Genomic DNA, 24529 nt, shown 5'->3' on the forward strand with positions numbered 1-24529 from the left:
TCCCCGTCACAAGAGGCTTACATGATGACTGACGAGGAGTCGCCTGTTCCTGATGACGTTCTCAAAAGCGCCAAAAATCGACTTGACGAAGAAGAAATAACGCTGGTCAATAACGAAGAGATCCTCCACTCTCTGAGTGAGTTGAACCCTATCTACGAGAATGACCGGTCGTACTTCGTGCTCGGGAACTACGATCGAGAGCCGATCCGACGGCTAAATTTGGTGGTTGACCGTCTCAACCGTCGCACCGATGCGTATGCGTTCCGGATGGTCGACATCCGTGGAGAGTGGGACAACAGCATTCAGAAATTTTGTCTGATAGCTGATATCGTGACGTTCCTCGTTGGTGTCGCCGAAAAAGAGCCAAGTGACTTCCTTGTTGAACAGGGATTGCTCGTCGGCACGACCGAGTACTTCGCGAAAAGTCACGTTCTTAAGCGAGAGTACGAGGACGAGGAGCATCCGTTCGGTTGGATGCAAGACGGTGTCTTCGAGCTATTTGACCGAGAAGAACGGCTGCATCAGTGGCGAACCGAAGAGAACCTTGTCGACGTGACGGGCGAGCTACCGTGAGCTAAGCTTGAAGCAGTGGTTAACCAACATCCACGCTGCACCATCGTCGTCTGTTGGTTAAGACATGACGCGGAGCACCTCATTCTGGGCTCGGCCCATAGCGCGGCGTCCCGCAAACCAGACACTCCCAGATTGCGTGGCCGGTCCAGGTTTCGTCGGGAACCGATTCATGATCACTGAATCGATGATCGGTTGTGCGTCCGCACTGGTGACACTCGAGGCGTTCTTTGGTTGGAATGCCACTGTCCTGATGCTCAAGTTCACTCTCGCCAGGTGCCTGCTGGAGAGCAATTGTGGGGACTAGCCACGCATCATCGCCGGAATTGTCGAGCAGCGTCGCAAGTCGCTTCTCATCGCGAATGCCGGATCCACCCTCATCGTAGAGATAGGTTGTTGGTTCGCAGTCGCTATCCACTGCTGATTGGTCAGTCCACGCTGTTCGATCATGGGCCGCTGCGAAAAGCTGCTCACCGTCAGTGGACGAGATCCGTACTGCAGCGGGTAGTACAGGCCACTGATCGGTCAATTGAGCTGCGGGCTCGTCCTCGAGATCGTAGATGATCGTGCAGTCATCGACGGTTGATTCCGTCGCACTCGAGGCAAGGAGCGTCGCAGCGGCCCCGCCTTTCGCGACAGCGCCGTAGAACGTCGACGACTCAACAAGCATGTGAACGACGCCAAGCAGTGTCCACTCTGTTGCTGGTGCGTCTGTCTCAGAAGAGAAGTTCTCGAGATGGTTGGTGAGACAGAACAGGCATTTGGTTCGGTCGGCTGGAATCGATGCCACACAGGAGCGACACTCGGTATCCGTTTCCGTTGGTGTATCTGGATATCCAGCCGTCGCCGTCGCAACTCGCTGTCGATCAGGTTCACCGTCAGTACACTCGCTGAGTGTCCCATCTGGGATATGCGACGCTTCGCCGGTCGGACGGAGCTCCTCAAAGTCAGAATCTCGATCAGTCATTGATTGGGTAGTGGGTTGTATGCTCTCACGTCTTGATCAGGTCCCAGTTCGGTAGAGAAGATCTAGAAATGATACCACTGAGACGCTATTGCTGGCGGAGTCCTGCTTCTCGAACTTCACGGTTGCTGGCACAATGGATACACGCTGGCAGATTCCCATCAACAGCGAAAACCCGGAAATAGTTCTCGGTGACATGGGAGCCACACCCATCACATTTCGGCATTATTCAAATCTATGTTGCTACTGTAGTAAATATCTTGTTCCAATGCTTGTGTTATTTCTCTCAATAGCATTCTATCTAAGTGAGATTGACTCTTTTCTGGGTCTGGTATTGTTGCGGTTCAATAAGGAGTCCGCAGTCCTCACAACGAGTTTCGACTGCGTTAGTGGTCACCCGTCCGTTGCAGTTGGGACACGGACTGGCGCTCGAGTCGGGCTGGATGTCTTCGTCGAACGTTGTCTCGTAAATCTCTTTGAGAGTCATGATGTTCACGAGGGGCGATGTGTAACTCTGAGCGCCCCTCACCCCACGTGGGGCACAGAAACCGCTCTATCAGTAGGCAGTAGCAGGATTCCTTTGTTCAGGACTCTTTGCGAAACTCGCGGTCAGTACAGAGAAAACACTTACCGCAGGAAAAGAGTAGACAAGATATGGGCCGAAAACCATCCGTTGCGTACCTCTTAGCGTCGATATTAGGCGCCGTGATGGTTGTCGTGGGGGCGTGGATCCCTTGGGTACGCAAACAGCCAGTCGGTTCTACTGATGGGCAATCGTACTATACGTCTGAATGGGTTTCTGGGTTAGAGACTGGTCTTCAAGGGTTCGACGCGGTCGGTGTGCTACTTGCTGTCTCCGTCGTATTGGCTGTCGTCGTAGCTTGGAAACAGGATTGGAACCCTGATGGATTTCTCATCGGAGCCGGGGGCATCCTGCTCCTCTGGGGAGGTTCTACATATAATTCCTACAGAACAGTAGACCGATATGTGATTGAGCCAGGGCTATATCTCGTGATAGTCAGCGGGTGTCTGTTCTTACTGCTTGGTGCAGGCAGAATCCTCAAACGACATTTCACGACTACTGCGAACTCCCAATCCAGTCAATAAGCAGATGTAATTACCGAATTGCTTGACTCAGTTCCAGGCATATTTCTGAATGAAGGAGTCGTGTTACTAACTACTACTAGGTGATGGCAAAGTCGTAGGACGGATTTATGCTGTGGCGAAAGCCCGGCAGCGAAACGGCCACCGGCCGTGAGCAGCCCGGACCGTGGAGGTGGTGGGAGGTGGCGGTGACTGCGTTTACACCAGCAAAAAAGGGGCTTCGTCTCGGCTATTCCCACCAGCGGCCGCGCTCGGGGAAGTGGATCATCGACCACCCGGTCACGGCCAGTGAGACACGTCCTTCGTGCCAGTTCCGAGCAGCCTTGTGAATTCGCACCTGCTCGCCTTCTTCGATCCATGGCGCATCCGATGACTTCCAGATGGTCACACGCGTCTGGCCACTGTCGTCCGCGATGAGCCCGACCTGTGCGATGCTTGGATGGGAGGGATCCCACAGGGTTTCGACACGCCCTTCAATGCTCACTTCTTTCCGAGAGACCTCCTCGAGTTTCGCGATGGGGATGACGTGTCCGGGTGCCGTCTGCAGTTCCTCGAACACGTTGACGACCGCACTCGTCAAGTCCTGGCCACCAACGACGGCCTCTCCCAATCGCCGGCTGATCGCCGCTCGAGACCAGCCATCCAACTGCTTTGCGAGTCGCATCGACTGCTTGTTCACAGCCGCTAACTGCTCTCGAGAGAGTTCTGCACGGGGATCCGCTCGCTCCGGATCCGCCATCGGATCCACGCTCGCCGCCCGTTTCTGGAACTCGAGACGCCGCGCTTTGCTCTGGTTCGCAGCGATCGTTCGTGTCCGTTTTGCACGACCTTCTTGTGTTCCTATCTCGGCCTGGGCACTGATTCGCTCGAGTTCGTCTTCTCGTGCTCGAATGCGCTCTTCCTGCTCGAGGGTGGCACCGTAAATCCGCTCATTGCTCGTATCGACGATCCCGTCTGGGTGGTTCGCATCCACCTTTGCTTGGACCTCTTGCTCGACCGTTGCCTCGAATTCCGGCGTCTCGTCGACGACCGGGAAGCCGTCTTCATCGACCGTCTGCTTGTCCGCCTGTTTGAGTGCCTGTTCATCGACCGTAACGACCTTGCTACTCGAGTTGTTACTAGACATTGGAGTTCACTAACTCTGAAGGCGTTCACGCGCCTGCCACCGCGATGCCTCACCATCGCGGTTTTCCGACGACACTGACCGACTAGATCTATCTGCGCGCTCGCGCTCGCGCCTTCGCGAGCGCCCATCTGGGCGCGAGCGAGAGCGCGCCTGAATGAGCTGTCTCAACCAGCACCGCGCGGCGTCCTGCCGAGCGGAGCGAGGCAGGCTCGAGGCGCGAACGGTGTGAGCGCCTCGGCGACCCGCCCGAAGCGAGCGGCCAGCTTTAAGCCGTTTCTCGTGTCCGGCCCGGACTGCGGGTCCGTGTCCAGCGCGACTGTCGTCGAGAACGCGCGCAGCGGTGTGGCGCGCGACAGCGCAGGCGGCACCAAGCGCTGGAACGCGAAAGCCCGCGAGGGGCGCAACCGAAAACGCGCTTAATGCTGGCGTCGAGACCAGATTCACTTTAGCCCGGAACGGTGAGCGACGTCAGGAGCGAACCGCAGCCCGGAATGGTCGGTCGCGAGCGACGCGGAGGGCGGCACGCGGCGAGCGGGGCGGGCCGAATACCAAGAGCGGGCAACCAACGCAACAGCATCCCAATCAGTCCACGTGGGTGGGGCTGAAAGGGGCTGGCACGCTCGAGGAACCCCGTCGACACAAGCACCGCAACTTGTGAGGAGCGCAGCGAGGCGCGGGACTCGAGCGTGCCAGGGGCTTTCTCCCTGTTATCGAAAGCGATGATTGCAAGCCACTCACCGAGACTAACTCCTTCACAGCTGTTTCGGTGCCACATCCGCACACTATAGGTGATCCACCGAACAGTACAGGAAAGCGAACAGAAAATCTATGTTAGATATCCTTCAATTGAGGTCATGGTCTCACGTGATACGACCATTCACATTGCCGCCGTGGTGCTGGGGATTGTCGCCTTGTTTCTGATTGACCGCTACACTATCGGTCCAGAAACGGGCACAACACCGGTAGCTGGATTCTTCTTGTTCTACGGCCTCGTCCTTGGTGGTGCACATTTCTATCTCGCTGTCCGAGGTGAAGACGGAATGATTCCGATTGAAGCGCGGTGGAGATACATAGCAATGCTCACTGTCCTCTTCGGCACAGGTGCGGTGATCTTTTACGGTGGTGATAGGACAATTGTGACAATTTCACTCGGCACTATCGGACTCGTTGTAATTCTGCTCACAGTAGTCGTCTACGTCCTTGCCGAATCCATTGCAGGGTATCGATCGTCTCGTTCTGAGTGAGCGGACAGTACGGTAAGAAGAACTACGAGAACCTGAGTGGTTGCGGGCTTCGTACTCACGTGATTTCGCGACTAATCTAACGCACTGGCTGGTTCGTCAGCCAAAACGTCGACACCATCCGACGTCACAGCAATCCGAATACCTTCGACAGTGAATCGAATTTCGAGATCTCGAGTCGCTGAGTCAAGCAACTGTTCAAGTACTTCGGCATCAACAGTGTCGTAGAGTTGGTAGTCGTCACGGTCAAGTCCACATGCTTCAAGCGTCTCAATGATTGCAACGACAAGATCGGTTGATGAGCTATCCCCATTTCTCGATGATCGATCCATTTGAACAATCAGTGCTTCGGGTTGACGATGCTTAAAGGGTTTGGAGTCAACTACAGTTGCGTATAGACTCAATACTTGACTTAGCGCGTGTGGGATACTGTCGGCGCAAGCAGAGTGGAGTATGCGCTTTGACGCTGACTGGATGTCTCGCGCTGACGATCGGATTCTGGAACATCTAGCTGACGCTGGACCCGATACACCCAAAGAAATGGCCGAGAGCGACCGTGTACGCTTCTCTAGACAACACATCAACGCTCGCTGCAAGACGCTCGTCGAGTATGGACTCCTGGTTCATCTTGGCAACGGTGTCTACGACATCACGCGGCAAGGAGAGCAGTATCTCGCTGGCGAACTTGATGTTCGCAACCTTGAGGCAGAATGAACCCCGCTGGCGACACCCCTGAATCGAAATTCAGCTAGTCGCGAGTCTCGAACGACTCCGCACACAGATCTCTGGAAGAAGAACCGCTCACTCGTCTTCGAGTGCTGCGTAAATCTCCGCGTGGCGGCGTCCGTCAAGTTTCCCCATCTCGAGGGCGATCTCGTGGCGTTCCTCATCACTCTCGGCCGACTGATATCGCTCATATAGTCGGCGGGCTTCTTCGTCGACCGTCGCCGAGGAATCGGTGCTGGACGCCATCTCTATATTGAACATACTCGTTGTGTCCCTTTATCAGTTGCGACGAGCACACGCTCGGAAGTAGATGTAGGAGTTCGTCCGACGATCGACTTGGCCTTTCTCGACAAGCCCTTTGTCGACGACCTCGTCGAGATTCGGATACAGTCGTCCGTGGTGGGTCTCGTTCTCGTAGTACTCCTCGAGTACGTCTTTGATCGCGAGGCCATGCGGTCGTCCTGGTCGGCGATCACATACAGCAGGTCACGTTGGAAACGGGTGAGGACATCTACTTTGGCGCAGAAAAACTGCCATCACTGATGGCTCATTCGTCCCACAAGCTGGTGATTCGTTCTTCGACCGTATCGAGGACGACCCGCAGTACATCCCGATGATCACTTGGCCACGAACTGTCCTCGCCAGGTGTCGGGGCAGTGGGCGGAGGATGAAAGTGGTCTCGCGTATTGTGAGGGTTCGGATGCCTGTCCCACCGGCACTCCCAGGCGTGATCAGGATGCACCTCTCGGTAATGGATTTTGAAGTCGTCGTTCGTGTACCAGCGAACAGTGAGACTCGCTTCCTCTACGGTTTCAGGATAGTACGATGGTGCGAGTGTCACATAGAGCTCAAGATGTCCACTCGCATCCGTGATAGTCGCTCGAGCGACCTGAGCAGTGGCTTGGAGGCGTGTCTGAAGAAACTCAAGAACTGGACGGTCGATAGGCGCGGGGCTACGTCCATCTCCTGCAGGCGGCGTCATCAATGGGATTATCCGGATGCTTGGTCGGTCTCGGCGCCAGCGCGTTGCTGACGGGCGCGTTCGTAGCGCTTGCGCTCATCTCGAGCGGTCGCCCAGTCGGCAAGGTCGCTATATACATCGTCGATTGTCCGTTCGTCGCTCGTCTCTGCAGCATCGACGGCGTCGACGGCTGCCGGCGTTGTGGCATCGTACGTTTCTTCGTAATCTGTAATCCGTGTCGTGAGCGTGCGGACGTGCTCTTGGAGTTCATCGATGGTGTGCTCGGCAGCGAGCTGATTGATGCGCCGCCACTGGAAGTATGCATCATTGCGCTCGTAAGTCGTCGGATGGCCATCGTGGTGCGTGACGATCCCGAGGTCACTGAACCAGCCCAGATATTTTCGGGCTGTCTTCGGGTCGCATTCGGCCTGCTCTGCGATGGCGCTCGCCGTTGCAGGCTCGCGGGTCTGAAGGATTGTCCCGTAGATGCGCTGTTCGACATCATCGTCACGAAACGCATTCTCAAAGGATGGGGGACCATCCGGAGACTCTGTGTTGGACATACTCGCTCTTGCGTGGCTACGGATATAATTCTTGCTTCGAGGAATAGTTTCCTGACCCGATCCAACACGTACGCTCAGCGGCCGCGATCGCCTCACTCCGAACTCGAGAGTAGCTCACCGACGTACTGATCTTCCCACTCTCGCCGGGCCTCGAGTTCGCGTCGGCCACGCGCTGTGATCGTGTAGGAGTTCGTCCGACGATCGACTTTATTTTTCTCGACGAGTCCTTTGTCGACGACGTCATCGAGATTTGGATACAGTCGTCCGTGGTGGATTTCGTTCTCGTAGTATTCCTCGAGTTCGTCTTTGATCGCGAGGCCATGTGGGTCGCCCTGGCCAGCAATCACGTACAAGATGTCACGTTGGAATGCAGTGAGATCGTACATATCTGAATGTGAGTATATTGACCGATGAAGGTTTCGGGACCAAGTGACACCACAGAAATTTTTTCTCACCATCCCTGGCGATTTCCAAGGGGACACAACATGTTACACACACAGGGCGTTCCGAAGTGATGTTGACTGTTCCTGTGAAGGGAAAGTTTCGTCTCTACCCCACTCGCTCGGCCACTTTTGATGCACCACTCGGAACGTGCCGATCGCAGGACAGACTACTCTTCGAGGCGCTGGAGCAATTGCGTGACATAGGGGCTGTTCTCCCAGCTACGATGTGGGCTTATCGTCGTGATCAGTGTTCTCGCTTCCTCCTTGGTCATATGCCCGTTCCGGGAGTAGTCGCAGATGAGCCGCGGCGTCGGGATGATCCGCGGCCCCTGAAGCACGGCGTGGATGAGTGGAAAGTTCGTTCCGCCGAACTCGTCGGTGAGAAACCCGTCGACGGCGAGCGCGTTCGCGAGAACGATGCCATCAGTTTCCCCGTCATCGAGGCCGAAAATCGGCCGAGAGTCCGGGATATCGTCGCGTTCGTAGGGATCCTCGACCGTGTAGTGGTTGCGGGCCGCGAGGACGTTACTCGCAGCCGCGGCGTGGATATCCTGATACTGTGTGATGTCGCGGAGTTCTTCGACCACTTCCGGTGGCACGAACACGTCACAGGAGGTGAGAAGATACTGGAGTGGGTCCGAAGCGCCGGTGTCAACGGCAGCGTTGGCACGGGGCACGGCGAGACTGACGAGTGCACTGGTGTCGGCGACGACCGTTCGCAGTCGTGGACCGCTCATCGATCATCGTCGGCCGCGGTGTCGACCGTCGTCACATCGCCCTCGTAGACGTCGACGTCGTCGGGGGCAGCGAGATCGAGTGGCTCGTCTTCGAGGTCCGCTTTGAGGAGGCGGAGCCGCTGGGCCGTCTCAGCATCGACCAACTGCTTGACCGTCTCGAACTCGAGTTGGTCGTCGTAGTACTTCGTTGCGACCAACTCCTGGAACGTCTCGCTGTCGGCAGTGTCTTCGATGTACTCCCGAATGGCCTCGACGAGGAGATCCGTCCGATCCTTGTCGAAGAGGTCGGCGATGGCATCAAGCCGGTCGATGAGGTACTCCGGTGACTGGAAATGAACCCGTCGTGGGTCGTTGCTCGTGCCCATTCTATGTGCAAGTTCTGCACATAGGGTGATAACGGTTTCGGCGATTGCACAGAGCTTGCACATCAAAGTCTCAGAGTCAGGAATCGGATACTCCAATAGCGTCGTGTGCCTGTGACTTTGATCTCCGTTGGACATCATCGCGACTATGCCTCGGCTATACCTAATACTGCAATCACCGAGTATAACGAGACTAGTAACGGCGGTCGTCAACTGCCTCGGGGTCAAGCCCCGAAGCACTCGCCTTGTTTATCTGGAGAATACTGAGCAGCCGGGGACTTTCACGAGATTCGTCTCAGTCGTCTTACTGTTCGTTCAGCTCCTCAAGGAACCAGCCAGCCGTCGTCCCGATACGAATGCCGTCGATGTTGCGCATCTCGAGGTCAGTCGTGGCGGTACGGAACGGATAATGCTCGACGAGGACGCGACGGATGACCGTACGGACGGGTTCTGTCCCGTATCTGTCCACGGCGGTTGCCATCGCCGCGTCGAAATGCGCATCCTGGTGATCTTCTCGAGGGTTCTGTGCGCGCTCGAACACGAGCTTAACTACCTTGTCGACCGATGCGTGCTTGGGGTCTCCGGTTCGTTCACGAACGTCGTACAGGGCGTCGCCATTGGGTCATCGCTATTCACCCGTGGTGTCTCTGTCTGTCTCTGTGGTCGTTGGCTCAAGCCGACGCTGCCGGCGGACCTCGGCAAGAGTATCTTTGAGCGTTGCCAAACTGTCGATGGTCGAGAGTTCGTCGGTGATCTCGTCGAGAAGCATGGCTCGCTCGACAGCGGCCTCGTCTCCTTCGGTCGCCTCAATCGATTCGACGCGAATCTGTCGGTCTTCGTGCCAGCCACAGGTCCAACAATTTCGGGTAATCTCAATACACTCGTCTTCTTCGGCCGCAAGGAGCGCGTCGGGAAGTGATGTCGAAGGTGGTTGCTCCGGGCCCACTTCGAGCGTAACCGGTGAGTCGCATGCAGGGCAATCTATAGTCGTCTCGAGGGGCGCTCGTATGTTGAAGATGTGGGACGACAAGACTGGCCCGCACATGGTCTGCACCGAACAGGGGTCAAGTACGGACGAGTCCTAAGGCGGTGACTGAGAACCGATGGGCGACAGCGTCGGTGTCAGGGCTCCTCGAGCAACGAGCGGGCCCGTTGCACGTAGCTGTTTGCGTCCCAGCTGCGGGCGTCGCTGATCTCGTCGAGAATAGCGCGAGCATCGGCAGCTGACAGCTGTTCGGTGCGAACAAGTACCGAAAGCAGCGTCGGCGTTGTGACGAGCCGGATGTCAGCGAGCGACGCGTGTATCAAGCCGAGTTGGTTGAACTCATCACAGAGCAGTAGTGCAGAATCGAGGTCATTCGCGAGAGTGACAGCCGCGTTTTCGCCGTCATCAAGCGGAAACTCGGCGTCGAAAGCGACCGACCGTGTCTCAAGCATCTCAGTTCGGTCAAGGACGGTCGTTGCAGCCCAACCGTGTACGTCATCATACGAGGCGATCTCTCGGAGTTCCTCGATGACCACTGTTGGGACGATGACCTCGTAGCAGGACAGACAGAGCTCGAGTGGGTCGGGGTCGTCGTCAGCAACGACCCCGAAACTCACGAGGGCAGAGGCGTCAGCGATGAGCGTCGACATTTACGCGTCGGCGACCTCGTCGATGAAGTCGTCGTCCAGTTGCTGTTTCAACACTCGGAGGTTCGCCGCCTCTTCGGCACCGACGAGCGCTTTGAGTTGCTCGAAGGAGATCTCGTCGTCGTAGTATGCAGCTGCGATTTCCTGCGTGAGCGCGTCGTCATGGGCCGCCTCTTGGAGGTACTCTCGCAGCGCAGTCACGAGGACATCCGTCCGGTCTTCCCCGAGGACGTCTGCGAGGGCGTCGGCCCGGTCGATAAGTCGGTGGGGCGCCCGGAACTGGACGCGCTTTTTGTCGCTACTCATTATGTGTACATTGTGAGCTAGTCCACTTAGCATTTATCGTGTGTACAATGTGAGCCTTACTCGCCTCATGTCGACGACCGATCGGCCGATCAGCCGATCGTCAGTCAGACACGGTATGTTTCTCAAGGTCGCGCATCCAGTACGTCGCCGGGCCTCCGGGACTACACCTCGCACACAACTGTAGAGCCCTCGAGATGGCCGAGTTCAACGCGGAACCGCGTGAGCCAGGCGGGACCGAAGGTCCCGCTGAAAGCCGGCGTGAAACGCCGGCGACGCCGCAATCGTGTCGACGACCACTCCACACCCGTTGCAAGCATGGTGGTCATGCTCGTCCGGATCCGGCCGCGTCTGGAAGTTGTCACAGATCGGGTGGGAGACTCGCTTGTCCTGCCACCACGTATTCGTGTTACCTGCTCCGATGTCGCTCCTGCTTCCCGGTGTCGCCGTTGACGACAGCACGGTTCGCTCAAGAAGAAATGTAGCTGATTAACTGTGTGGCCACGTCCTCGGTCCGTTCGTCAACAAGAGCGGTCATATGAAATTCCACCTCTGTCGCACTGTTGAGGGTCGCGAGCGACCACGGAAGGACGTGACTTCGTTCCCCGAGTGGTTCGCCTTCGTAGTCGTCGTCGCGGAGCGTGAGTGACTCCTCGTGGTAGGTCTTCGTGGAGATCAGGACGGTGATCAGCTGTACGCCGTGGTTCGGGAACCGAGGTGTTCCCAGAAAGTACAGGAGTGTACAGGTGCCGAGACGGTACAGGAACCCGTTTGGTGCGAACTCGATGAAAACGTCTCATTCATTCTTCGTGGGACTGAAAACGAGCAGATAGACGCGCTCTTGAGCTTTTGAGGTGAACCGTTCATGGCCCGAACGACACAGGACGTCCCTCGCTACATCGTCCACGTTGCAAGAGATTCTGAACTGATCCCACAGTTGCAGGATATCGAGCGCGAACACCGTCTCCAACGAAATTAAGGGGCAACCTTTTCCGCTAGGCGACTGTATCTCTGAGTAGAGGCGCAGCATTAGACGATCTTCTCTTCCGAGATGTGGATCGGGCGGCTACTCACCAGAGGTAGGATACAATGAATCCCCAACAATTACACGATGAGCTTAAAGACGAGTTCGAGTACCCAGTAGATCACGCAACGGTACTCGCTCAAATCGGCGGCGCTACTGTCGATGCTCCCGACGACATTGACTCAGAGACGGTCGATGAAATCCTAGCCAGTGACAACGACAAAATATACGAAACCGCCGAGGATCTCGTTGACTCAATTTATGGAAATCTCGACGATAGTTACATTGGCAGGAAGTACTACGATGATCGCGGAGCAAACATTGACGGAGACGATTACGAGGATCCGCACGACGACCAGAACCAATCGTTCTGAAGAGGCTCGTTGTCTGTTACCAGAATTTCAGGTTCTGTTTGACTGATTCACGCATCATCTCCTGAATTTCTTCGGTGATTGGGATGTCTTTCGGACAGACGGCTGTACACGAAAATTGCGTGTGACACTGCCAGACCCTGTGTTCTTTATCGAGTAGCTCCAACCGATGTTCCTTCACGTCTTCCCCTTCGCGTTCGTCCATGTAGAATCGATACCCCTTGACGATAGCAGCGGGGCCGATATACTCGTCGTCGAACTGTGAGGGATTACACGACGACGTACAACAGCCACACTGAATACACCGTGAGGCCATCTTGATCATCTCTCGGTTCTCGGGAGTTGGCGCTGTTCTTCGAGTTCACCGCCTGGGAGATCGTCGGGCTGAAAATATGGTTGAAGGGACCCGTCTTTCAACATGTGTCCGCTTATCTCTCACTCCCAAAACGCTTCGATTCGGTCATCTAGGTCGCCGAGTACGTCCGAGAGCACATCTCGCTAGTCCTCCTCGTACTCGACATCGTCCCCAGGAGTCGTTGCATCCAGTGGTGGGTGAAAATGCGAGCGGATCTTGTGATAGTTTGGATGGTGGTCCCACCGACACTCCCAGTGGTTTCCAGTGTCGTATTGCTCAGAGTGGTGGATGTTGAAATCGTCTGTCTCGTACCAGCGGACCTGAAGATACGTACGCTCGATAGCAGTTGGAAAGTACCCCATGTCGTATTCTGCGACGACTGAACTTGGTGCGTATTCCTGCTGAAAGACGGTCTCTGCAAAGCGATTGCTTCGTTTAAGATGCTGCCCAATTTGTTCGAGAATGTCGGTATCGATGCCACCGACCTTTGGGACAGTATTGTCATCAGTTGGCCGGCGTTCAGGCATCGACTTTGGCACCGCCACTCGAGGGATGGGCGTTCTGACGCGCTGTATCTAACAGCTCTGCACGTTGTTTGAGCGTTTTCCATTCACTCAGTGCTTCCCACACTTCTTCGACCGACGCTTCCTTGGTGTGATCCATGAGAGACACGTCTTCCGGGCTGTCAGCATCGAACTGGGCACGATACTCCTCGAGTTGTTTTATCGTCTCTTTGAGTTCTTCGACGATCTCTGCCTCAGAGTATTGGTCTCGGATTTGCTCAACTCTGCGCCACTGGAGATAGGATTCGTTGCGTTCGTATCTCACAGGTCGTCCCGAGATCTCACGTGTCATTCCCATCGAGGTGAACCATTCAAGGTAGTCCCTTGCAGTCTCAGTATCGCAGTCTGCTTGCTCCGCGATTCTGGACACTTTCGTTGGTGTCCGTAGCTGTAAAATGACACTGAGCAATCGTTCTCGCGTTGGCCCTCCCTTCAAGACCTCTTCAGGGGAGTCCCATTCGGTAAAATCAGGAGGATTTTTAGTTGAGTCACGAATGTCGTCGGGAGTATCAGTTAAGTCCATCAGTGCTCACTTGCATCCGACTAACGATATAGCCGGCCATATATCTACCACACGCTGAATTATTTCTGCTTCGTTCAGCGAGTCATGTCGTTCTCTGTTCAGAACTTTCGACGTATTTTTTGCTCAACAAGAATCTCCAGCAAATTCTCACATTCACATCCAGTACTTACGCAGTCTTCACGACGTGCTCCTCGAGATCACGTGTCCAGTAGGTAGCTGGCCCACCGGGACTACATCGCGCACACAGTCGTATTGTCCCCTCGAGATTCCGAGCTCAATGCGGAATCGCGTGAGGGCTGCAAGCGCGTCGACGACGAACCACAGCTGTCGCAGGCGTGGTGGTCAAACTCGTTGGGATTCAGGCATGGCTGGATGGTGCAGTCGACACACATCGGGTGGGTGACACGGTTGTCCTGTCACCACGTATTCGTGTTACCTGCTCCGATGTCGCTCCTACTTCCCGGTGTCGCCGTTGACGACAGCACGGTTCGTTCAAGAAGAAATGTAGCTGATTAACTGTGTGGCCACGTCCTCGGTCCGTTCGTCAACGAGAGCGGTCATATGGAATTCTACCTCTGCCGCACTGTTGAGGGTCGCGAGCGACCACGGAAGGATGTGACTTCGGTCCCCGAGTGGCTCGCCTTCGTAGTCGTCGTCGCGGAGTGTGAGTGACTCCTCGTGGTAGGTCTTCGTGGAGATCAGGACGGTGATCAGCTGTACGCCGTGGTTCGGGAACCGAGGTGCTCCCAGAACGAGCATCGGACGACCTTTGTCCGAGAGCGGATCGGTCCCCCAGATAATGTCACCGCGTTCCAGTTCACCGAACGCGGTCACTGCACTTCCTCCATCTCGTCAGTTTTCAACTCCTCGAGATGCTCCTCGCCGTACTGCTCGTCTGCAGTCTGGTGGTGCTGGTGAAGCCGGTAGGCGGCTCGAAGCCGGTCCTCGTTGTCTGTGATCGCCCAGTACGGGCGCTTGTGCCGCACAAGACCTCGTTCCTTCAGTCGCGAGAGGATGGCACTGACAGCGTCCGTATCCAGTTCGAGTTGTTCAGCAATCGTCGCCGCCTTCCACGCCCGGTCGTCGTTCTCGTCAAGGAACAATACGATCCGCTCGGTGTCGTTTCGTTCCTCGAATTCATCGTCGTCGGCGTTCTCGAACTCGTCGATATCAATGGTGCCGCTCGACATAGATTATTGTTGGTAGCGTGGGTGCATAGCTATTTTGGGTGTTTGTTACAGGAGGAGCACACTCACGTCTGAGGCAGGTCAGACTCTGTCATTCACTCTGTCGGCGTCGCGATGAGGTGCTCCTCGAGGTCGCGTGTCCAGTACGTCGCCGGACCTCCGGGACTACATCGCGCACACAGCTGTAGCGAGCCCTCGAGATTGCCGAGTTCGACGCGGAATCGCGTGAGGGCTGCAAGCGCGTCGACGACGAGCCCACAGCCGTCACAGGTGCAGTGATCGAACTCGTCAGGGTCCGGCTCCGCCTGGATAGCGCAGTCGACACAGATTGGGTGGGTGACTCGCTCGTCTTGGCCCCACGTATGCGCCTCGCCAGACTCGACGCCGGGCAGGGCGTCGCAGAACGCACAGCCAGTGAGTGTCTGCTGTGTCACTCACCCACCTCGTCGGCATTGCGAGCAGCCGTCCAACCTTGATGGAAGACAGCAAGTTGGGTGCTCGAGTCAAAGGCAGTCCCACTTGGCTCGTGGACGAACACCCGCTTGCCAGGGACTGGTGTCACCACATCGTTATCGATGAGTTCAGTAACGAGCTTTCGGGCGGTTGTATCGCCGATATCTGCGGTCACGACGCGAGTTGCATCCTGATCACGGGCAACGAGTCTGGCTTCGAACCGGCTGTAATCGTCTGCAGTGTCGTCAATCGGGTTTGGATCAGTCATTGGAAATCACATGACGGCTCACTGTTGAGCGCGCCTCATGCCTCACGGCGCCGATAAACTCACTGCTGGAAGCACAGTCGAGTCGAAGATACTAGGTGATGCGTACTGGAGTCAGTAACCGATATTCAACAGCGGACTCGAGTACTGACGGCTGATGATTACCTCTTGCTGGTCCGTCGGCCTGTTCGCAGCTGCCACGTCGGCTTCACCCGGAACGTATCTGGTTCCTCAACAGGATGGGTATGACTCTGATTTGTCGCTAGTGGTGTTTCAACCTTCGACTTGTGAGTATCAGCATCCGTGCAGTGGCAGATTTGAACTGTGAACTGATAGTAATGGCGTGCAAGATATAGAGGATAGATTCATCAGCGCGGTCGCCCACGAACGAGTCGTTAGATAGGTCTGGGTATTTGTTGCCGATTAGGCACGTGGTAGGAACGACTCAAGTTGAGAAGTACAGAACGTGCGCGTCCCGTTCATCGAACGAAATTGGCAGCTGCTGTTCAGCGGTGTGAGTTTCAGCTCTGCCAGAAATACTCGGTAGAGGCGCAATAATGGATTGACGATCGACAGTCTATATCATATATGGCACTTCCGTTCCGCCTCGAATCCGAGGAAACAGACCGACTGATTGCGCTCAGCGACGGCGTCATCGCGATTGCTATCACACTGTTGGTGCTGGAAATCAGCGTTCCGACGGTTCCTGCCGGAAGCACGACTGCGGTCGTGCCTGACCTCACCGCTGAGCAGTGGCCCGAGTTCGTCGGGTACGTGCTGAGCTTTCTAGTGATCGGCCTCTACTGGACGTTACATCGGCGCGTGTTCGTCTACGTTGAGGGCCACGACCGCAGCGTGGTCTGGCTCAATCTTCTGTTCTTACTCCTGGTCGCGTTCGTTCCGTACGCCACGAGCGTGTTCGTCGCCTACCCGACCGGGTTCGGCATCGCGTTCTACGCAGGGATATTGTCACTCACTGGATTCTCGCTGGCGCTGTTGTGGGGGTACGTCTCCAGAGAACGCCTCCTCGAAGCGGGACTGACCTCACGAACGGTCGAGATTCAGGCGGCACGGTTTCTCGTCTCTCCGATCGTGTTCGCGGGATCGGCAATCCTCGCCCAGTATAACCCGCTACTGGCCGTCCTCTCGTGGGGATTGCTGGTTCCCCTCAACGGCGCTTTCGAGTCACGACTTGTCGCGAGCGTCGAGGAGTCGGTGACCGAGTCAGAGAACCAGCCTCAGTGACATCCTCTCCGCTGTAAACGGCGGAGCTTCCCACAAGCCGAAGCTTGCTGAGTTGGGAGATTTACGGTTTCACATCCCCGAGAGAATGCTGGCAGTGCCACGCTACCGTTACCCCTATCCACCGTTGAGAAGACGGGGATTCGGAGTTATCTTGTGCTTCCTGCACCCTGTTCGTCTGATGGAAGGGGTGCTTCCACGACGAAAGGGCGAATCCCGATACTGTCTCATTGGGATAGGGCGGATAGACCGCCTCGGATAGCATTCAGTCCGCCGTAGAACCTCTTAAAACTACGTGCGGGCGCTGTATCCCCGCGCTGAAGCGCGAGGTTTTAGCGCCCTACTCCGCTTGATAACCCTCTGTTCGCCCAGCGTTCGTACTGGTAGAGACGTACCCTGTCTCTCTCACTTCCAACCACCGATAGACGCCAACTGGCCAGTGACCGATACGCGCGTATATCTTGCAGGGCTTCGGAAAAATGAGTTGGAACTGGCAGTTTGATCGTAGGATGATGTACTCACAAGTTCACCGTTGAAGCTACACTAGTGACGCGGGCCGTGAGAGGCAGTTGATCAGTTCATCACGGACGTCCTGCCGAGGCATCGTCTGTTCGTGCCAGCCGAGCCGTTCGTCGTAATGGCGCTTTTTGAATCTCTCGCCAACTGTATCGGCTGCAATGTACTGTGTTCGTTTGACCCCTCAGATATTCGATGATTGACACTCGGCACCGACGTCTGCATGCGTGAGTTCGACGAGAACACACTCGACGAATGAAATGAGTGACTCCCGACTTCGGTCGTTCGGAACGCGTAACTCGAGGCCGGACCAGGGTGGTTCAGAGGGCTGTCGGTGGGTTGGTGCTCGATCGATACCATGGTCTCGTAGATGCTGTCGCTCAGAAGTCATTCGCTATCTCGGGGCAGTTCGACCGCCCCGCACCCATCTCGGGGCGAGAAAACACTCCGATGACATGTTTTAGGATGTGTGCAGCCCTGACTGTACTGAACGCTACGAATCTCTTTGAGGACCGTCTCTGCACTAGTCAGTTAGCGTTCCAGCTCCAGTCGCTCAATATGTGCAATTCGGTCGTCTATCGGGGGATGTGTAGATAATATGCGTGTCCAGCAGTGGCGGATTCGGCGTATAGCTCTCTCGTATAGCCTTCCTGAAGATTGTTCATCAGCTGTCTCTGTCATCTGGACGTCTCTAAGTGCGCGCAACCCATTGGCAACTTGGTGTGGGTCATCGAGAAGCTTGGCTGCGTATCTGTCTGCCCGATACTCTAGCTGTCGACGAGCCCACACAAAGACAACTCGTCCAACGAGCACTGTGCTACCGGTAACCAAGAACAGCATCCAGTGGTACTGCACAAAATACCGAAGAGAGAGGACAGACAGAGTTGTCAGCACTACCGTCCCAACCAAGGAGATAACTGCGTGGTTTTCGTCGACATGTCCCAGTTCATGAGCCGCAATCATGGCGATGTACTTGTTGTCAAGTGCTTCAAACGAGTGCTCGTTGATCAGAATGACTTTGTAAGCCGGAAAGACGCCGGCAGCAACTCCGTTGATCGTCTGTCCGAACTCGCCAGTAGCCACTCGAAATGCAACGTCTTGGTCGGCACCAATCTCACATGCAGCGCGTTCTCGCCTATTCAAGGGTCGTGTTGCGACATGATTCCGAATGATTGTACCCGACATCGCCACTATCCCTGCAAGAAGGAACACCGCAACAACAAGCTCAAGTAGTGATTCTCCAAAGATAAGCAGTGAACCAACGACGAGTGATACAAGAAGACTGGATCCGATAACTGCAATCCGTGTAATCGCATCCGTACGAGAGCTCTCTTCATCGAGAATCCGCTGCACTTCTGCCAGCACATGTTGTGCTGAGTAAACGACAGAGTGTACAAGAGCAGATACCATGATACTCATGACTGCCAAGGGGATGGCAACCATAGAGAGATCGACGGTCGGAACAGCCCATCTGACATAGAGAGTACAACCGAGAAACACAGCTACCGAGAGCAGTATCCACGGTATCAGCTCGGCTGCAGATCTGCGTAGTAGATGCAATTGATTCGCCATTAGATCTGGTGTATAATCGAAGAGACCAAATCTCGCTCGGTTGGAACATTGGTTTGTTTCCGGTCCACTTTTAGGGAGTCATAGAACATCATACACCCGATCTATGGGACCCTGATTTGATGAATATGGATGTGTTGTCACTTCTAGAAAGGTCAGTTCGTATCGACTCTTCGACTCAACTCTACGACTGATAGTTCTTTGACCACTGGTAGATATTCCGTGTTAGATAAAGTCCGACGACTATCGGGATGCTCACGGAGATTAAAAAGAGGAGGTTGTAGGTAAGCGAAAATGGTTCGAGATCCCCATCAACTACGACCTCTGGTTCTGCCAGCCACAGGTCGTAGCCAGTGGGGATGAACGCAAGCGTGAACAGTAATACTAGCACGGCCGATATCTGTCCAAATCGATATTTTGCTCGGTGAATTATGTCACCCATTGATTACTCATCAAATTTAGTAGGGTGAAAATTCTTTGGTAAGATCTTATGCTTATCAAGTTCCTCTATCATACCTTTCTCTGAATTGGAGAAACTATCCACCCAACGACTGTTATTTGGAGTTATCGCCGAATAATCGTCCCCACAGAGAGGACGTCTCTGAAGTGGGATCACAGTTGGACGTCGTCTCGGCTTGTTCTTCTCGAGTCTGCTCAATCTCTCGGTTACGCTCTGCAAGTTCGGCACTGTCTAGATGAGAGTTTGAGGAACGAGCAGGTGGTGGCAAGAAGTGTCCATGCAACTTGCCAACCTGCTCAGAGAGAGCTTAGACGTGGATTGTGATGAGGTTTGGGAGAACGAGCGCACCCCGACACCCATTAGGGTGTTCGGGGTGCGCCTGCATTCGATGGGTTGTCGGTGCGGGAAGTCGTCGCTGTGCTGGACTTACTTGGTGTCGATCGGTCTCATGGAGCCGTCTGGAACTGGACGCACGATCTCGCGGAGAGCCAGGCGGACCCGCCGACGGCAGCGCCGTCGCGGGTCGCCGTCGATGAGAAACAGATCGAGGTCGATGGCGAAAAGAAATGGCTGTACGCGGCGATCGATACGGAGTCGAAGCTCTTGTTCGAAATCGACGTACACAGCCGCCGCGGGACCGATCCCGCGGCGGCATTTTTGCATCGGCTAACCGAGAAACACGACGTGTCAGACACTGAGTTTCTGGTTGATGGCGGTGGCTATCTGACTGCCCTCTTTCGACACGATCTGAGCGGTCAGCTCAACTATACAGACCGGAACCACATCGAAAAATGGTTCCAGACTGTGTCGATGCGAATCGACCGCTTTCACTCGTTTTGGCGGGGCAGTCCAGCCAGTGCACGTCGCTGGCTCAGACGGTTCAGACACCACTACAACCACGATAAGCCGAATCAAGCACTCGATGGCCGAACGCCAGCCCAGGAGGTGCTGAACTAGACAGTGCCCCTTCGCCACGATTGTCCGATTGCCAGCTTCATGGCAGACGACGATCGTCAATTCGGCTCTGTTTAAATTCACATCAAATGACAAATTCAGACTCGGATACGATCTATAGGCAAGAGATAGAACGGACCCCACCCCCGAAACAGGATTGTAATGGTGGATTCTGTCGGTTTCTCACTCATGAGCGTATCGAAAGAAACGGAATCCTCTTCGAATTCGATCTCGAGCCAAGCTATGTGACGACTCGGACGTACGTCGATCTGTCGAGATATTCGATGAGCCAAATAGCCCCGAGATTTCTGATCGAACTCTTCTGGAGTGGGACGTACTGGTGTCTGCTTTCGTTCAACCACAGCTCGAGAACCTGTAATATGGAATCAATGTGAAATGTGGTAGATTCGCATCTTAGTCGCTATCCTCCGACGGGACGTAATGTTCGCGGTGAATGATCCATTCTTTGTCGTCTTCTTCATTGATGGCAGTAACGACGATTTGATCACCATCTGGATTGAACTGGATATAGAGCGTTACACCGGTCCACGTTGCGGTGAAATCCTCGTCGTCTCGATCATATGCTTCAGTACTCGCACCGGCAATAGTCGACTCAGCTCGGATGCGTCCAGCATCGACTCCGCGTTCATCGGTCAGCACGACCGCAGCCTGCGGCACATCGCTTGTCGGACTATCATACTCCCAATCGATCTCCTCGACTACGTCACTGTTTTCGTCCTCGATTGGTTCCTCAAACGCTTCCTCCGGATCATCGGGCGTATCGTCGATGGGGGCTGAGAACAGATATTTCCACTCTCCATCTTCGGTTGCTAACACCCAGACGTTCGCCTCCCCCTCAGTCGGATCTTCAGGATGTACCTCGAGTACTGCGATATCCTCACCGTCGAGTTCCGCTGTAAGCTCATCACGCTCAAACCAGAACTTCGCTCCCTCGAGTTCAAGGAGATCGGCAACTGTTCCATTTTCAGTTCGTAGCTCGATATTATATTCGCCGACGTTCTCATCTCCATCGCTACCACGGAATTCCCAGCCACCCTCTACCCACGCAGCGGGGTCGAGTGGGTTCAGCGAATGAGAGACCTCACTCATTGTATCAAGATCACCCTCAACGGCTGCCTGAAGGTACGTCTCAATCACTGCAACAAACGTCTCGTCTGGATCAATTTTATTTACCTCTTCTCCATCGTTTGATTGGTTACCATCCTCGTTCTGCTCGTCGTTGGTGGTTGTGTTGTTCGGGGACGTACCGTTCATCTCTTCGCTCGTACATCCTGCCAGCGGTACAACGCTCACAACGAGACCGACACGGAGTGCACTCCGACGAGAGAGTCTAGTTGAATTAGGACATTCGTCGCTTCGCGACTGGAGGGATAAATCGTGTTCGGGAGACATACTTTGGCTTATACTATTGGACTTTTGAATGTTTTGGGTTTATTTGAATAATAAGATACTAACAACAACTGCGCCACGAAAGACACTAGCTAAACTAGAAGAGGGCATCACAAAACGGATTGCAGACTCTCCCCATGACTACCCGATAAACGGTAAGTACAGAGAACGGACTTAGCGAAGGTAGAACCTGAAAGTATACCAAATATATTGGATCCGTCCCAAACTCGTCTAGAGTTCGCTTCAGGGAGTGTCAACTGACCCTCCCATTGTATGGCTGCTTTGGCTGACCGACCGAGCAGTTTCCCGGCGAACGCCGCGGAATCATTCCCAATATCGAGGAATGGCGAACTGCTCGAGTTGTTCTCTCTCTGGTTTATGACGAATGTGAGATATTCTCCAGTGTAGGTGAAGATTTCGTCCGTAACACCTACAGTCCATAGCTGAGAAGGAAAAGTACAGTTCCAAAATAAATGAGGTGGAAACTTCGATTGAAGGAGGTTCTGAATCATATCGCGAACACAAAAATAAATGGCTAGATATACTGAGTCAATTCAAGGGAAGCAACGCGACGAGAACGAAGATTATACGTGCAACTACAAATTGGACGATATCTTCGGGTCAGTGGTTGCTGACGGCTTGGGTGGTCACAACGCCGGCCACGTCGCCAGTGAAACTGCAGCAAAGACGTTCGGAAAGTCTTTTCAGCAATTGAACTCTGACAATCTTGATGAGGAAGTTGTCCGCTTGAGCTTTGAGGATGCGGAGGACGCTGTCCACCAGAAAATGAGTGAAAAACCGGTTATGAGAGGATGGGTTCGACTCTGGTCACAGCAGTCATCAGGGACGGAAAGCCTTGGTTGGGAATGCTGGTGACAGTTGGGGTTATCTAATCAGTGGAGACGGAATCCGACAAATCATGAGTGATCATATCGAGAAGCAGCATTACGGAACGGCTGACCACTTACAGATTGCAACATACCTGCATAACGTAGTCGGTGACTGGGATGACGAGATCCAAGTTAATGTCTTTGAACTTGAGTTTTCTCCAGCTAAACCTGAAATATATTCAAATTCATAAATGGGACTAAAAGATATTTCGTTTGAAATACTAATGATGATCGACTCAGTCAATCTTGAGGCTGTTGTTGAGTCAGCAACAGGCTGGCCTGGAATGGGCATTATTTTCACGTACTCTTTTCTGATTGCGTTTGCGCTCCCTGGCCCAAGCGAGATTGTTTTGGTTGCACCGATCGATCTTGGCTTCCCACCGTGGGCGAACCTCTCGAGTGTTATGCTTGTAAGCGCGATCGGCAAGGCCGCCGGAAGTGTATTTGCGTTCCACATCGGCCAAGAGGTCAAACAGTCTGGTCCGGTCACACGCTGGTTACGACAGTCGAGATGGAATATTTTAGAATGGTCTGAAAAACGATCAGTCCAAATTGCTAAACGATATGGATATAGTGGACTCGCAATGGCACTCTCTGTTCCGTTCTTTCCTGATACGATATCGATCTACGCCTTCGCTGTCCTAGAGCGGAATTATATAAAATTCGCGATAGCCACGTTTCTTGGGAGTCTCGGTCGACTTTTGGTTACAGTCGGATTTTTTAGCGGCCTTTCAACGGTGGTCTGATTTGTCAGGCGAACTGGATTTTTCCTGGTCAATCGGATCTTCGATATCACCCATAACCGCTTCGAGCAGATCTGTTACGGTCACAAGTCCGACGACATCACCGTCTTCGATCACGAGTGCAAGTTCTTGGTTTTCTGCCTGGAACTGATCAATCGCATCACTGACGTCCACGTCGGGAGAGAGTGTCATCGGCGGCGCTGCCAGTTCTGCAAAATCAATGTCACCGTCAGCTAACTCTTCACGATGCCTAACTAAAATTGGCGTATAGATAATTCCCTGGAAGTCAGTTAACTCCTTACCGACCAGCGGATAGCGGGTCTGCGGGCGGTTCTCCATCTTCTGAAAGTTCTCTTCAGGATTATCCTCAGTAGATAGTACGACGAACTCTTCTGGCGGAACCATTAACTCACTAATCGGTTGTTCGCCGATCTGAAAGGCATTCATCACTTCCTCACGGCGCTCGTCCGAAAGATCGCCTTGGCTAAGGACCGAACCAAGTTGATTTCGGAGGTCGGCTCGGGATTCGATAACATCCTGTTCAGTTTCGCGCCAGGCACCAGTCATCTCGATTCCGAACAAGCCAAGTGTCTTTTTTGCAACCCAATCGCCGAACCAAATCGCCGGGGCGAGCACCTTGGCAAACCAGTACAATGGCCGTGCGCCGTACTTACAGACCTGCTTCGACCGCTCGACACCAAGGTATGTCGGAGTCTGCTCACCATGGGTAAGATGAATTAGATTAATAAGGAGAAATCCAAGCATTGAACCAGCACCGACCGAGGCAAGTGCCGTATTTTCGAACAACGGCTCGAATAACGCTGCTAAGCCTGGCTCGGCGACGATTCCGAGTGCGATACTCGTTCCAGAGATCCAGATCTGACACGATGTAAGATAAAATTCAAGATCCTCAGTCATCTTCCAGGCGAGTTCAAGAGAAGGAGTATCGAATTCAGATTTGGGGTATTGCCGAGCTCGGGTAAGGCCAAATTCGGTGGCAACGAAAAATGCGTTCAATCCAATAAGAAGTATCCCGGCCAATATTCGTCCGCTGATTTCAAGAGGCTCCATCGGCATTCTGTAATATTAGGAGGTATAAATGAATAGGGGAAAGATAAGTGAATATTGTTCTTGTAAAGTGTTATCGTATTTCCCCGCCGCTACCGATACTCCTTCAATCACAACTGGCATCCAGTATATTGCATCTCAAAATATAAGAACAGCTGCGGTGACCATTGAGGTAGACCAGTTGTTGGAACAAGTAATGTTATG

General features: G+C 54.2%; 33 protein-coding genes and 5 pseudogenes. 9 read left to right on the forward strand and 29 right to left on the reverse strand.

Annotation, left to right across the window (positions count from 1 at the left end; translation table 11 throughout):
- Positions 1 to 24: 24 nt before the first annotated feature.
- On the forward strand, positions 25 to 573 hold the full coding sequence (locus GCU68_RS17440; protein WP_152943881.1) for a hypothetical protein: 549 nt from the start codon (positions 25 to 27) through the stop codon (positions 571 to 573).
- A gap of 79 nt (positions 574 to 652) precedes the next feature.
- On the opposite strand, the gene GCU68_RS17445 is transcribed toward GCU68_RS17440, so the two are convergent.
- The 3 genes from GCU68_RS17445 to GCU68_RS17450 all read right to left on the reverse strand — a co-directional run bounded on the left by GCU68_RS17445 (position 653) and on the right by GCU68_RS17450 (position 3764).
- Positions 653 to 1537, reverse strand: coding sequence for a biosurfactant protein 1 (locus GCU68_RS17445; protein WP_152943882.1), 885 nt, complete (start codon positions 1535 to 1537; stop codon positions 653 to 655).
- An 85-nt stretch (positions 1538 to 1622) separates the two neighbouring features.
- A complete protein-coding gene (locus GCU68_RS22200; protein ID WP_449411970.1) occupies positions 1623 to 1760 on the reverse strand; it encodes a DUF7563 family protein in 138 nt (45 codons plus the stop codon).
- A 1107-nt stretch (positions 1761 to 2867) separates the two neighbouring features.
- A complete protein-coding gene (locus tag GCU68_RS17450) occupies positions 2868 to 3764 on the reverse strand; it encodes a DNA-binding protein (protein WP_152943883.1) in 897 nt (298 codons plus the stop codon).
- A gap of 788 nt (positions 3765 to 4552) precedes the next feature.
- On the opposite strand from GCU68_RS17450, the gene GCU68_RS17460 reads away from it, so the two are divergent.
- The gene (locus tag GCU68_RS17460; protein ID WP_227015038.1) at positions 4553 to 5008 is read left to right on the forward strand and encodes a hypothetical protein; all 456 of its coding nucleotides are present in this window, start codon (positions 4553 to 4555) and stop codon (positions 5006 to 5008) included.
- Positions 5009 to 5079: 71 nt separating this feature from the next.
- On the opposite strand, the gene GCU68_RS21085 is transcribed toward GCU68_RS17460, so the two are convergent.
- The gene (locus tag GCU68_RS21085; RefSeq protein ID WP_161991520.1) at positions 5080 to 5337 is read right to left on the reverse strand and encodes a HalOD1 output domain-containing protein; all 258 of its coding nucleotides are present in this window, start codon (positions 5335 to 5337) and stop codon (positions 5080 to 5082) included.
- A gap of 121 nt (positions 5338 to 5458) precedes the next feature.
- Here GCU68_RS21085 and GCU68_RS17465 point away from each other — a divergent pair, with 121 nt between their 5' ends.
- The gene (locus tag GCU68_RS17465) at positions 5459 to 5719 is read left to right on the forward strand and encodes a MarR family transcriptional regulator (protein ID WP_152943885.1); all 261 of its coding nucleotides are present in this window, start codon (positions 5459 to 5461) and stop codon (positions 5717 to 5719) included.
- Between the two features lie 87 nt (positions 5720 to 5806).
- Here the strand turns inward: GCU68_RS17465 and GCU68_RS21410 are convergent, their stop codons facing one another.
- The 13 genes and pseudogenes from GCU68_RS21410 to GCU68_RS21745 all read right to left on the reverse strand — a co-directional run bounded on the left by GCU68_RS21410 (position 5807) and on the right by GCU68_RS21745 (position 11519).
- Positions 5807 to 5977, reverse strand: coding sequence for a hypothetical protein (locus tag GCU68_RS21410; RefSeq protein WP_008015348.1), 171 nt, complete (start codon positions 5975 to 5977; stop codon positions 5807 to 5809).
- Between the two features lie 33 nt (positions 5978 to 6010).
- Positions 6011 to 6207, reverse strand: a pseudogene (locus tag GCU68_RS17470) (helix-turn-helix transcriptional regulator).
- A gap of 71 nt (positions 6208 to 6278) precedes the next feature.
- Complete coding sequence (locus GCU68_RS21725; RefSeq protein ID WP_168927117.1) at positions 6279 to 6713, reverse strand: hypothetical protein; 435 nt, start codon at positions 6711 to 6713, stop codon at positions 6279 to 6281.
- 8 nt (positions 6714 to 6721) lie between these two features.
- Positions 6722 to 7255 (reverse strand): DUF7342 family protein, encoded by a 534-nt coding sequence (locus tag GCU68_RS17475; RefSeq protein ID WP_152943886.1) that lies wholly within the window; start codon positions 7253 to 7255, stop codon positions 6722 to 6724.
- A gap of 92 nt (positions 7256 to 7347) precedes the next feature.
- Positions 7348 to 7641 (reverse strand): PadR family transcriptional regulator, encoded by a 294-nt coding sequence (locus GCU68_RS17480; RefSeq protein WP_152943887.1) that lies wholly within the window; start codon positions 7639 to 7641, stop codon positions 7348 to 7350.
- A 224-nt stretch (positions 7642 to 7865) separates the two neighbouring features.
- A complete protein-coding gene (locus GCU68_RS17485) occupies positions 7866 to 8435 on the reverse strand; it encodes a hypothetical protein (RefSeq protein ID WP_152943888.1) in 570 nt (189 codons plus the stop codon).
- The gene (locus GCU68_RS17490; protein ID WP_152943889.1) at positions 8432 to 8800 is read right to left on the reverse strand and encodes a hypothetical protein; all 369 of its coding nucleotides are present in this window, start codon (positions 8798 to 8800) and stop codon (positions 8432 to 8434) included. Before GCU68_RS17490 ends, GCU68_RS17485 begins: the two co-directional genes overlap by 4 nt.
- A gap of 301 nt (positions 8801 to 9101) precedes the next feature.
- Positions 9102 to 9404, reverse strand: coding sequence for a hypothetical protein (locus GCU68_RS21730; protein WP_152943890.1), 303 nt, complete (start codon positions 9402 to 9404; stop codon positions 9102 to 9104).
- Between the two features lie 21 nt (positions 9405 to 9425).
- Positions 9426 to 9782 carry a hypothetical protein gene (locus GCU68_RS21735; protein ID WP_152944107.1) on the reverse strand — a complete coding sequence of 119 codons (357 nt, stop codon included), beginning with the start codon at positions 9780 to 9782 and terminating at the stop codon, positions 9426 to 9428.
- 137 nt (positions 9783 to 9919) lie between these two features.
- Positions 9920 to 10432, reverse strand: a complete 513-nt coding sequence (locus tag GCU68_RS17505) for a hypothetical protein (RefSeq protein WP_152943891.1) — start codon at positions 10430 to 10432, stop codon at positions 9920 to 9922.
- The gene (locus GCU68_RS17510; protein WP_152943892.1) at positions 10433 to 10735 is read right to left on the reverse strand and encodes a hypothetical protein; all 303 of its coding nucleotides are present in this window, start codon (positions 10733 to 10735) and stop codon (positions 10433 to 10435) included.
- Between the two features lie 100 nt (positions 10736 to 10835).
- Positions 10836 to 11194 (reverse strand): annotated as a pseudogene (locus GCU68_RS21740) (DUF7558 family protein).
- A gap of 7 nt (positions 11195 to 11201) precedes the next feature.
- Entirely contained in the window at positions 11202 to 11519 is a 318-nt protein-coding gene (locus tag GCU68_RS21745) for a hypothetical protein (RefSeq protein WP_394352491.1), read from the reverse strand.
- 302 nt (positions 11520 to 11821) lie between these two features.
- Here GCU68_RS21745 and GCU68_RS17525 point away from each other — a divergent pair, with 302 nt between their 5' ends.
- Positions 11822 to 12130: a DUF5789 family protein gene (locus tag GCU68_RS17525; RefSeq protein WP_152943893.1), complete on the forward strand. Its 309-nt coding sequence runs from the start codon at positions 11822 to 11824 to the stop codon at positions 12128 to 12130.
- 16 nt (positions 12131 to 12146) lie between these two features.
- On the opposite strand, the pseudogene GCU68_RS17530 reads toward GCU68_RS17525, so the two are convergent.
- The 8 genes and pseudogenes from GCU68_RS17530 to GCU68_RS17565 form a co-directional block, all read right to left on the reverse strand.
- Positions 12147 to 12532 (reverse strand): annotated as a pseudogene (locus GCU68_RS17530) (4Fe-4S dicluster domain-containing protein); the annotation flags it as partial.
- A 93-nt stretch (positions 12533 to 12625) separates the two neighbouring features.
- Positions 12626 to 13009, reverse strand: a complete 384-nt coding sequence (locus tag GCU68_RS17535; protein WP_319633700.1) for a hypothetical protein — start codon at positions 13007 to 13009, stop codon at positions 12626 to 12628.
- A complete protein-coding gene (locus GCU68_RS17540; RefSeq protein WP_152943894.1) occupies positions 13002 to 13568 on the reverse strand; it encodes a DUF7342 family protein in 567 nt (188 codons plus the stop codon). The genes GCU68_RS17535 and GCU68_RS17540 overlap by 8 nt, the downstream gene beginning before the upstream one ends.
- 166 nt (positions 13569 to 13734) lie before the next feature.
- A pseudogene (locus GCU68_RS21750) lies at positions 13735 to 13960 on the reverse strand (DUF7558 family protein).
- Between the two features lie 100 nt (positions 13961 to 14060).
- The gene (locus GCU68_RS17550) at positions 14061 to 14402 is read right to left on the reverse strand and encodes a PemK-like protein (protein WP_152943895.1); all 342 of its coding nucleotides are present in this window, start codon (positions 14400 to 14402) and stop codon (positions 14061 to 14063) included.
- Positions 14399 to 14758: a MarR family transcriptional regulator gene (locus tag GCU68_RS17555; RefSeq protein WP_152943896.1), complete on the reverse strand. Its 360-nt coding sequence runs from the start codon at positions 14756 to 14758 to the stop codon at positions 14399 to 14401. Before GCU68_RS17555 ends, GCU68_RS17550 begins: the two co-directional genes overlap by 4 nt.
- A 92-nt stretch (positions 14759 to 14850) precedes the next feature.
- Positions 14851 to 15189, reverse strand: coding sequence for a DUF7558 family protein (locus GCU68_RS17560; protein ID WP_152943897.1), 339 nt, complete (start codon positions 15187 to 15189; stop codon positions 14851 to 14853).
- Positions 15186 to 15476, reverse strand: coding sequence for a hypothetical protein (locus tag GCU68_RS17565; RefSeq protein ID WP_152943898.1), 291 nt, complete (start codon positions 15474 to 15476; stop codon positions 15186 to 15188). The genes GCU68_RS17560 and GCU68_RS17565 overlap by 4 nt, the downstream gene beginning before the upstream one ends.
- A gap of 585 nt (positions 15477 to 16061) precedes the next feature.
- On the opposite strand from GCU68_RS17565, the gene GCU68_RS17570 reads away from it, so the two are divergent.
- Complete coding sequence (locus GCU68_RS17570; protein WP_152943899.1) at positions 16062 to 16718, forward strand: TMEM175 family protein; 657 nt, start codon at positions 16062 to 16064, stop codon at positions 16716 to 16718.
- Positions 16719 to 17762: 1044 nt separating this feature from the next.
- Here GCU68_RS17570 and GCU68_RS17575 read toward each other — a convergent pair.
- Positions 17763 to 18803, reverse strand: a complete 1041-nt coding sequence (locus GCU68_RS17575) for a M48 family metallopeptidase (protein ID WP_152943900.1) — start codon at positions 18801 to 18803, stop codon at positions 17763 to 17765.
- Positions 18804 to 18984: 181 nt separating this feature from the next.
- A complete protein-coding gene (locus GCU68_RS17580) occupies positions 18985 to 19242 on the reverse strand; it encodes a hypothetical protein (protein WP_152943901.1) in 258 nt (85 codons plus the stop codon).
- 295 nt (positions 19243 to 19537) lie between these two features.
- On the opposite strand from GCU68_RS17580, the pseudogene GCU68_RS17585 reads away from it, so the two are divergent.
- Positions 19538 to 20217 (forward strand): annotated as a pseudogene (locus GCU68_RS17585) (IS6 family transposase).
- A gap of 411 nt (positions 20218 to 20628) precedes the next feature.
- Here the strand turns inward: GCU68_RS17585 and GCU68_RS17590 are convergent.
- Positions 20629 to 21627: a hypothetical protein gene (locus GCU68_RS17590; protein ID WP_152943902.1), complete on the reverse strand. Its 999-nt coding sequence runs from the start codon at positions 21625 to 21627 to the stop codon at positions 20629 to 20631.
- Between the two features lie 528 nt (positions 21628 to 22155).
- Between GCU68_RS17590 and GCU68_RS17595 the strand changes: the two genes are divergently transcribed.
- The 3 genes from GCU68_RS17595 to GCU68_RS17605 are packed head-to-tail and all read left to right on the forward strand — an operon-like array spanning position 22156 to position 23260.
- Positions 22156 to 22500: a PP2C family protein-serine/threonine phosphatase gene (locus tag GCU68_RS17595; protein ID WP_152943903.1), complete on the forward strand. Its 345-nt coding sequence runs from the start codon at positions 22156 to 22158 to the stop codon at positions 22498 to 22500.
- A 43-nt stretch (positions 22501 to 22543) separates the two neighbouring features.
- Positions 22544 to 22705: a hypothetical protein gene (locus GCU68_RS17600; protein ID WP_152943904.1), complete on the forward strand. Its 162-nt coding sequence runs from the start codon at positions 22544 to 22546 to the stop codon at positions 22703 to 22705.
- A complete protein-coding gene (locus GCU68_RS17605; protein WP_227015040.1) occupies positions 22706 to 23260 on the forward strand; it encodes a YqaA family protein in 555 nt (184 codons plus the stop codon). It abuts the gene before it with no gap.
- Here the strand turns inward: GCU68_RS17605 and GCU68_RS17610 are convergent.
- Entirely contained in the window at positions 23246 to 24328 is a 1083-nt protein-coding gene (locus GCU68_RS17610) for a CNNM domain-containing protein (RefSeq protein WP_152943905.1), read from the reverse strand. The two genes, GCU68_RS17605 and GCU68_RS17610, sit on opposite strands and share 15 nt — an antisense overlap.
- Positions 24329 to 24529: the final 201 nt, after the last annotated feature.

This window comes from Natronorubrum aibiense (assembly GCF_009392895.1).
Classification (GTDB): domain Archaea; phylum Halobacteriota; class Halobacteria; order Halobacteriales; family Natrialbaceae; genus Natronorubrum; species Natronorubrum aibiense.

Excerpts from the sequence above, each read along its gene's own strand:
- GCU68_RS17440 (WP_152943881.1), top strand. The coding sequence starts at position 25 with ATGACTGACGAGGAGTCGCCTGTTCCTGATGACGTTCTCAAAAGCGCC.
- GCU68_RS17445 (WP_152943882.1), bottom strand. The coding sequence starts at position 1,537 with ATGACTGATCGAGATTCTGACTTTGAGGAGCTCCGTCCGACCGGCGAA.
- GCU68_RS22200 (WP_449411970.1), bottom strand. The coding sequence starts at position 1,760 with ATGCCGAAATGTGATGGGTGTGGCTCCCATGTCACCGAGAACTATTTC.
- GCU68_RS17450 (WP_152943883.1), bottom strand. The coding sequence starts at position 3,764 with ATGTCTAGTAACAACTCGAGTAGCAAGGTCGTTACGGTCGATGAACAG.
- GCU68_RS21085 (WP_161991520.1), bottom strand. The coding sequence starts at position 5,337 with ATGGATCGATCATCGAGAAATGGGGATAGCTCATCAACCGATCTTGTC.
- GCU68_RS17465 (WP_152943885.1), top strand. The coding sequence starts at position 5,459 with ATGCGCTTTGACGCTGACTGGATGTCTCGCGCTGACGATCGGATTCTG.
- GCU68_RS21410 (WP_008015348.1), bottom strand. The coding sequence starts at position 5,977 with ATGGCGTCCAGCACCGATTCCTCGGCGACGGTCGACGAAGAAGCCCGC.
- GCU68_RS21725 (WP_168927117.1), bottom strand. The coding sequence starts at position 6,713 with ATGACGCCGCCTGCAGGAGATGGACGTAGCCCCGCGCCTATCGACCGT.
- GCU68_RS17475 (WP_152943886.1), bottom strand. The coding sequence starts at position 7,255 with ATGTCCAACACAGAGTCTCCGGATGGTCCCCCATCCTTTGAGAATGCG.
- GCU68_RS17480 (WP_152943887.1), bottom strand. The coding sequence starts at position 7,641 with ATGTACGATCTCACTGCATTCCAACGTGACATCTTGTACGTGATTGCT.
- GCU68_RS17485 (WP_152943888.1), bottom strand. The coding sequence starts at position 8,435 with ATGAGCGGTCCACGACTGCGAACGGTCGTCGCCGACACCAGTGCACTC.
- GCU68_RS17490 (WP_152943889.1), bottom strand. The coding sequence starts at position 8,800 with ATGGGCACGAGCAACGACCCACGACGGGTTCATTTCCAGTCACCGGAG.
- GCU68_RS17505 (WP_152943891.1), bottom strand. The coding sequence starts at position 10,432 with ATGTCGACGCTCATCGCTGACGCCTCTGCCCTCGTGAGTTTCGGGGTC.
- GCU68_RS17510 (WP_152943892.1), bottom strand. The coding sequence starts at position 10,735 with ATGAGTAGCGACAAAAAGCGCGTCCAGTTCCGGGCGCCCCACCGACTT.
- GCU68_RS17525 (WP_152943893.1), top strand. The coding sequence starts at position 11,822 with ATGAATCCCCAACAATTACACGATGAGCTTAAAGACGAGTTCGAGTAC.
- GCU68_RS17535 (WP_319633700.1), bottom strand. The coding sequence starts at position 13,009 with ATGCCTGAACGCCGGCCAACTGATGACAATACTGTCCCAAAGGTCGGT.
- GCU68_RS17540 (WP_152943894.1), bottom strand. The coding sequence starts at position 13,568 with ATGGACTTAACTGATACTCCCGACGACATTCGTGACTCAACTAAAAAT.
- GCU68_RS17555 (WP_152943896.1), bottom strand. The coding sequence starts at position 14,758 with ATGTCGAGCGGCACCATTGATATCGACGAGTTCGAGAACGCCGACGAC.
- GCU68_RS17565 (WP_152943898.1), bottom strand. The coding sequence starts at position 15,476 with ATGACTGATCCAAACCCGATTGACGACACTGCAGACGATTACAGCCGG.
- GCU68_RS17570 (WP_152943899.1), top strand. The coding sequence starts at position 16,062 with ATGGCACTTCCGTTCCGCCTCGAATCCGAGGAAACAGACCGACTGATT.
- GCU68_RS17575 (WP_152943900.1), bottom strand. The coding sequence starts at position 18,803 with ATGGCGAATCAATTGCATCTACTACGCAGATCTGCAGCCGAGCTGATA.
- GCU68_RS17580 (WP_152943901.1), bottom strand. The coding sequence starts at position 19,242 with ATGGGTGACATAATTCACCGAGCAAAATATCGATTTGGACAGATATCG.
- GCU68_RS17590 (WP_152943902.1), bottom strand. The coding sequence starts at position 21,627 with ATGTCTCCCGAACACGATTTATCCCTCCAGTCGCGAAGCGACGAATGT.
- GCU68_RS17595 (WP_152943903.1), top strand. The coding sequence starts at position 22,156 with ATGGCTAGATATACTGAGTCAATTCAAGGGAAGCAACGCGACGAGAAC.
- GCU68_RS17600 (WP_152943904.1), top strand. The coding sequence starts at position 22,544 with ATGAGTGATCATATCGAGAAGCAGCATTACGGAACGGCTGACCACTTA.
- GCU68_RS17605 (WP_227015040.1), top strand. The coding sequence starts at position 22,706 with ATGGGACTAAAAGATATTTCGTTTGAAATACTAATGATGATCGACTCA.
- GCU68_RS17610 (WP_152943905.1), bottom strand. The coding sequence starts at position 24,328 with ATGGAGCCTCTTGAAATCAGCGGACGAATATTGGCCGGGATACTTCTT.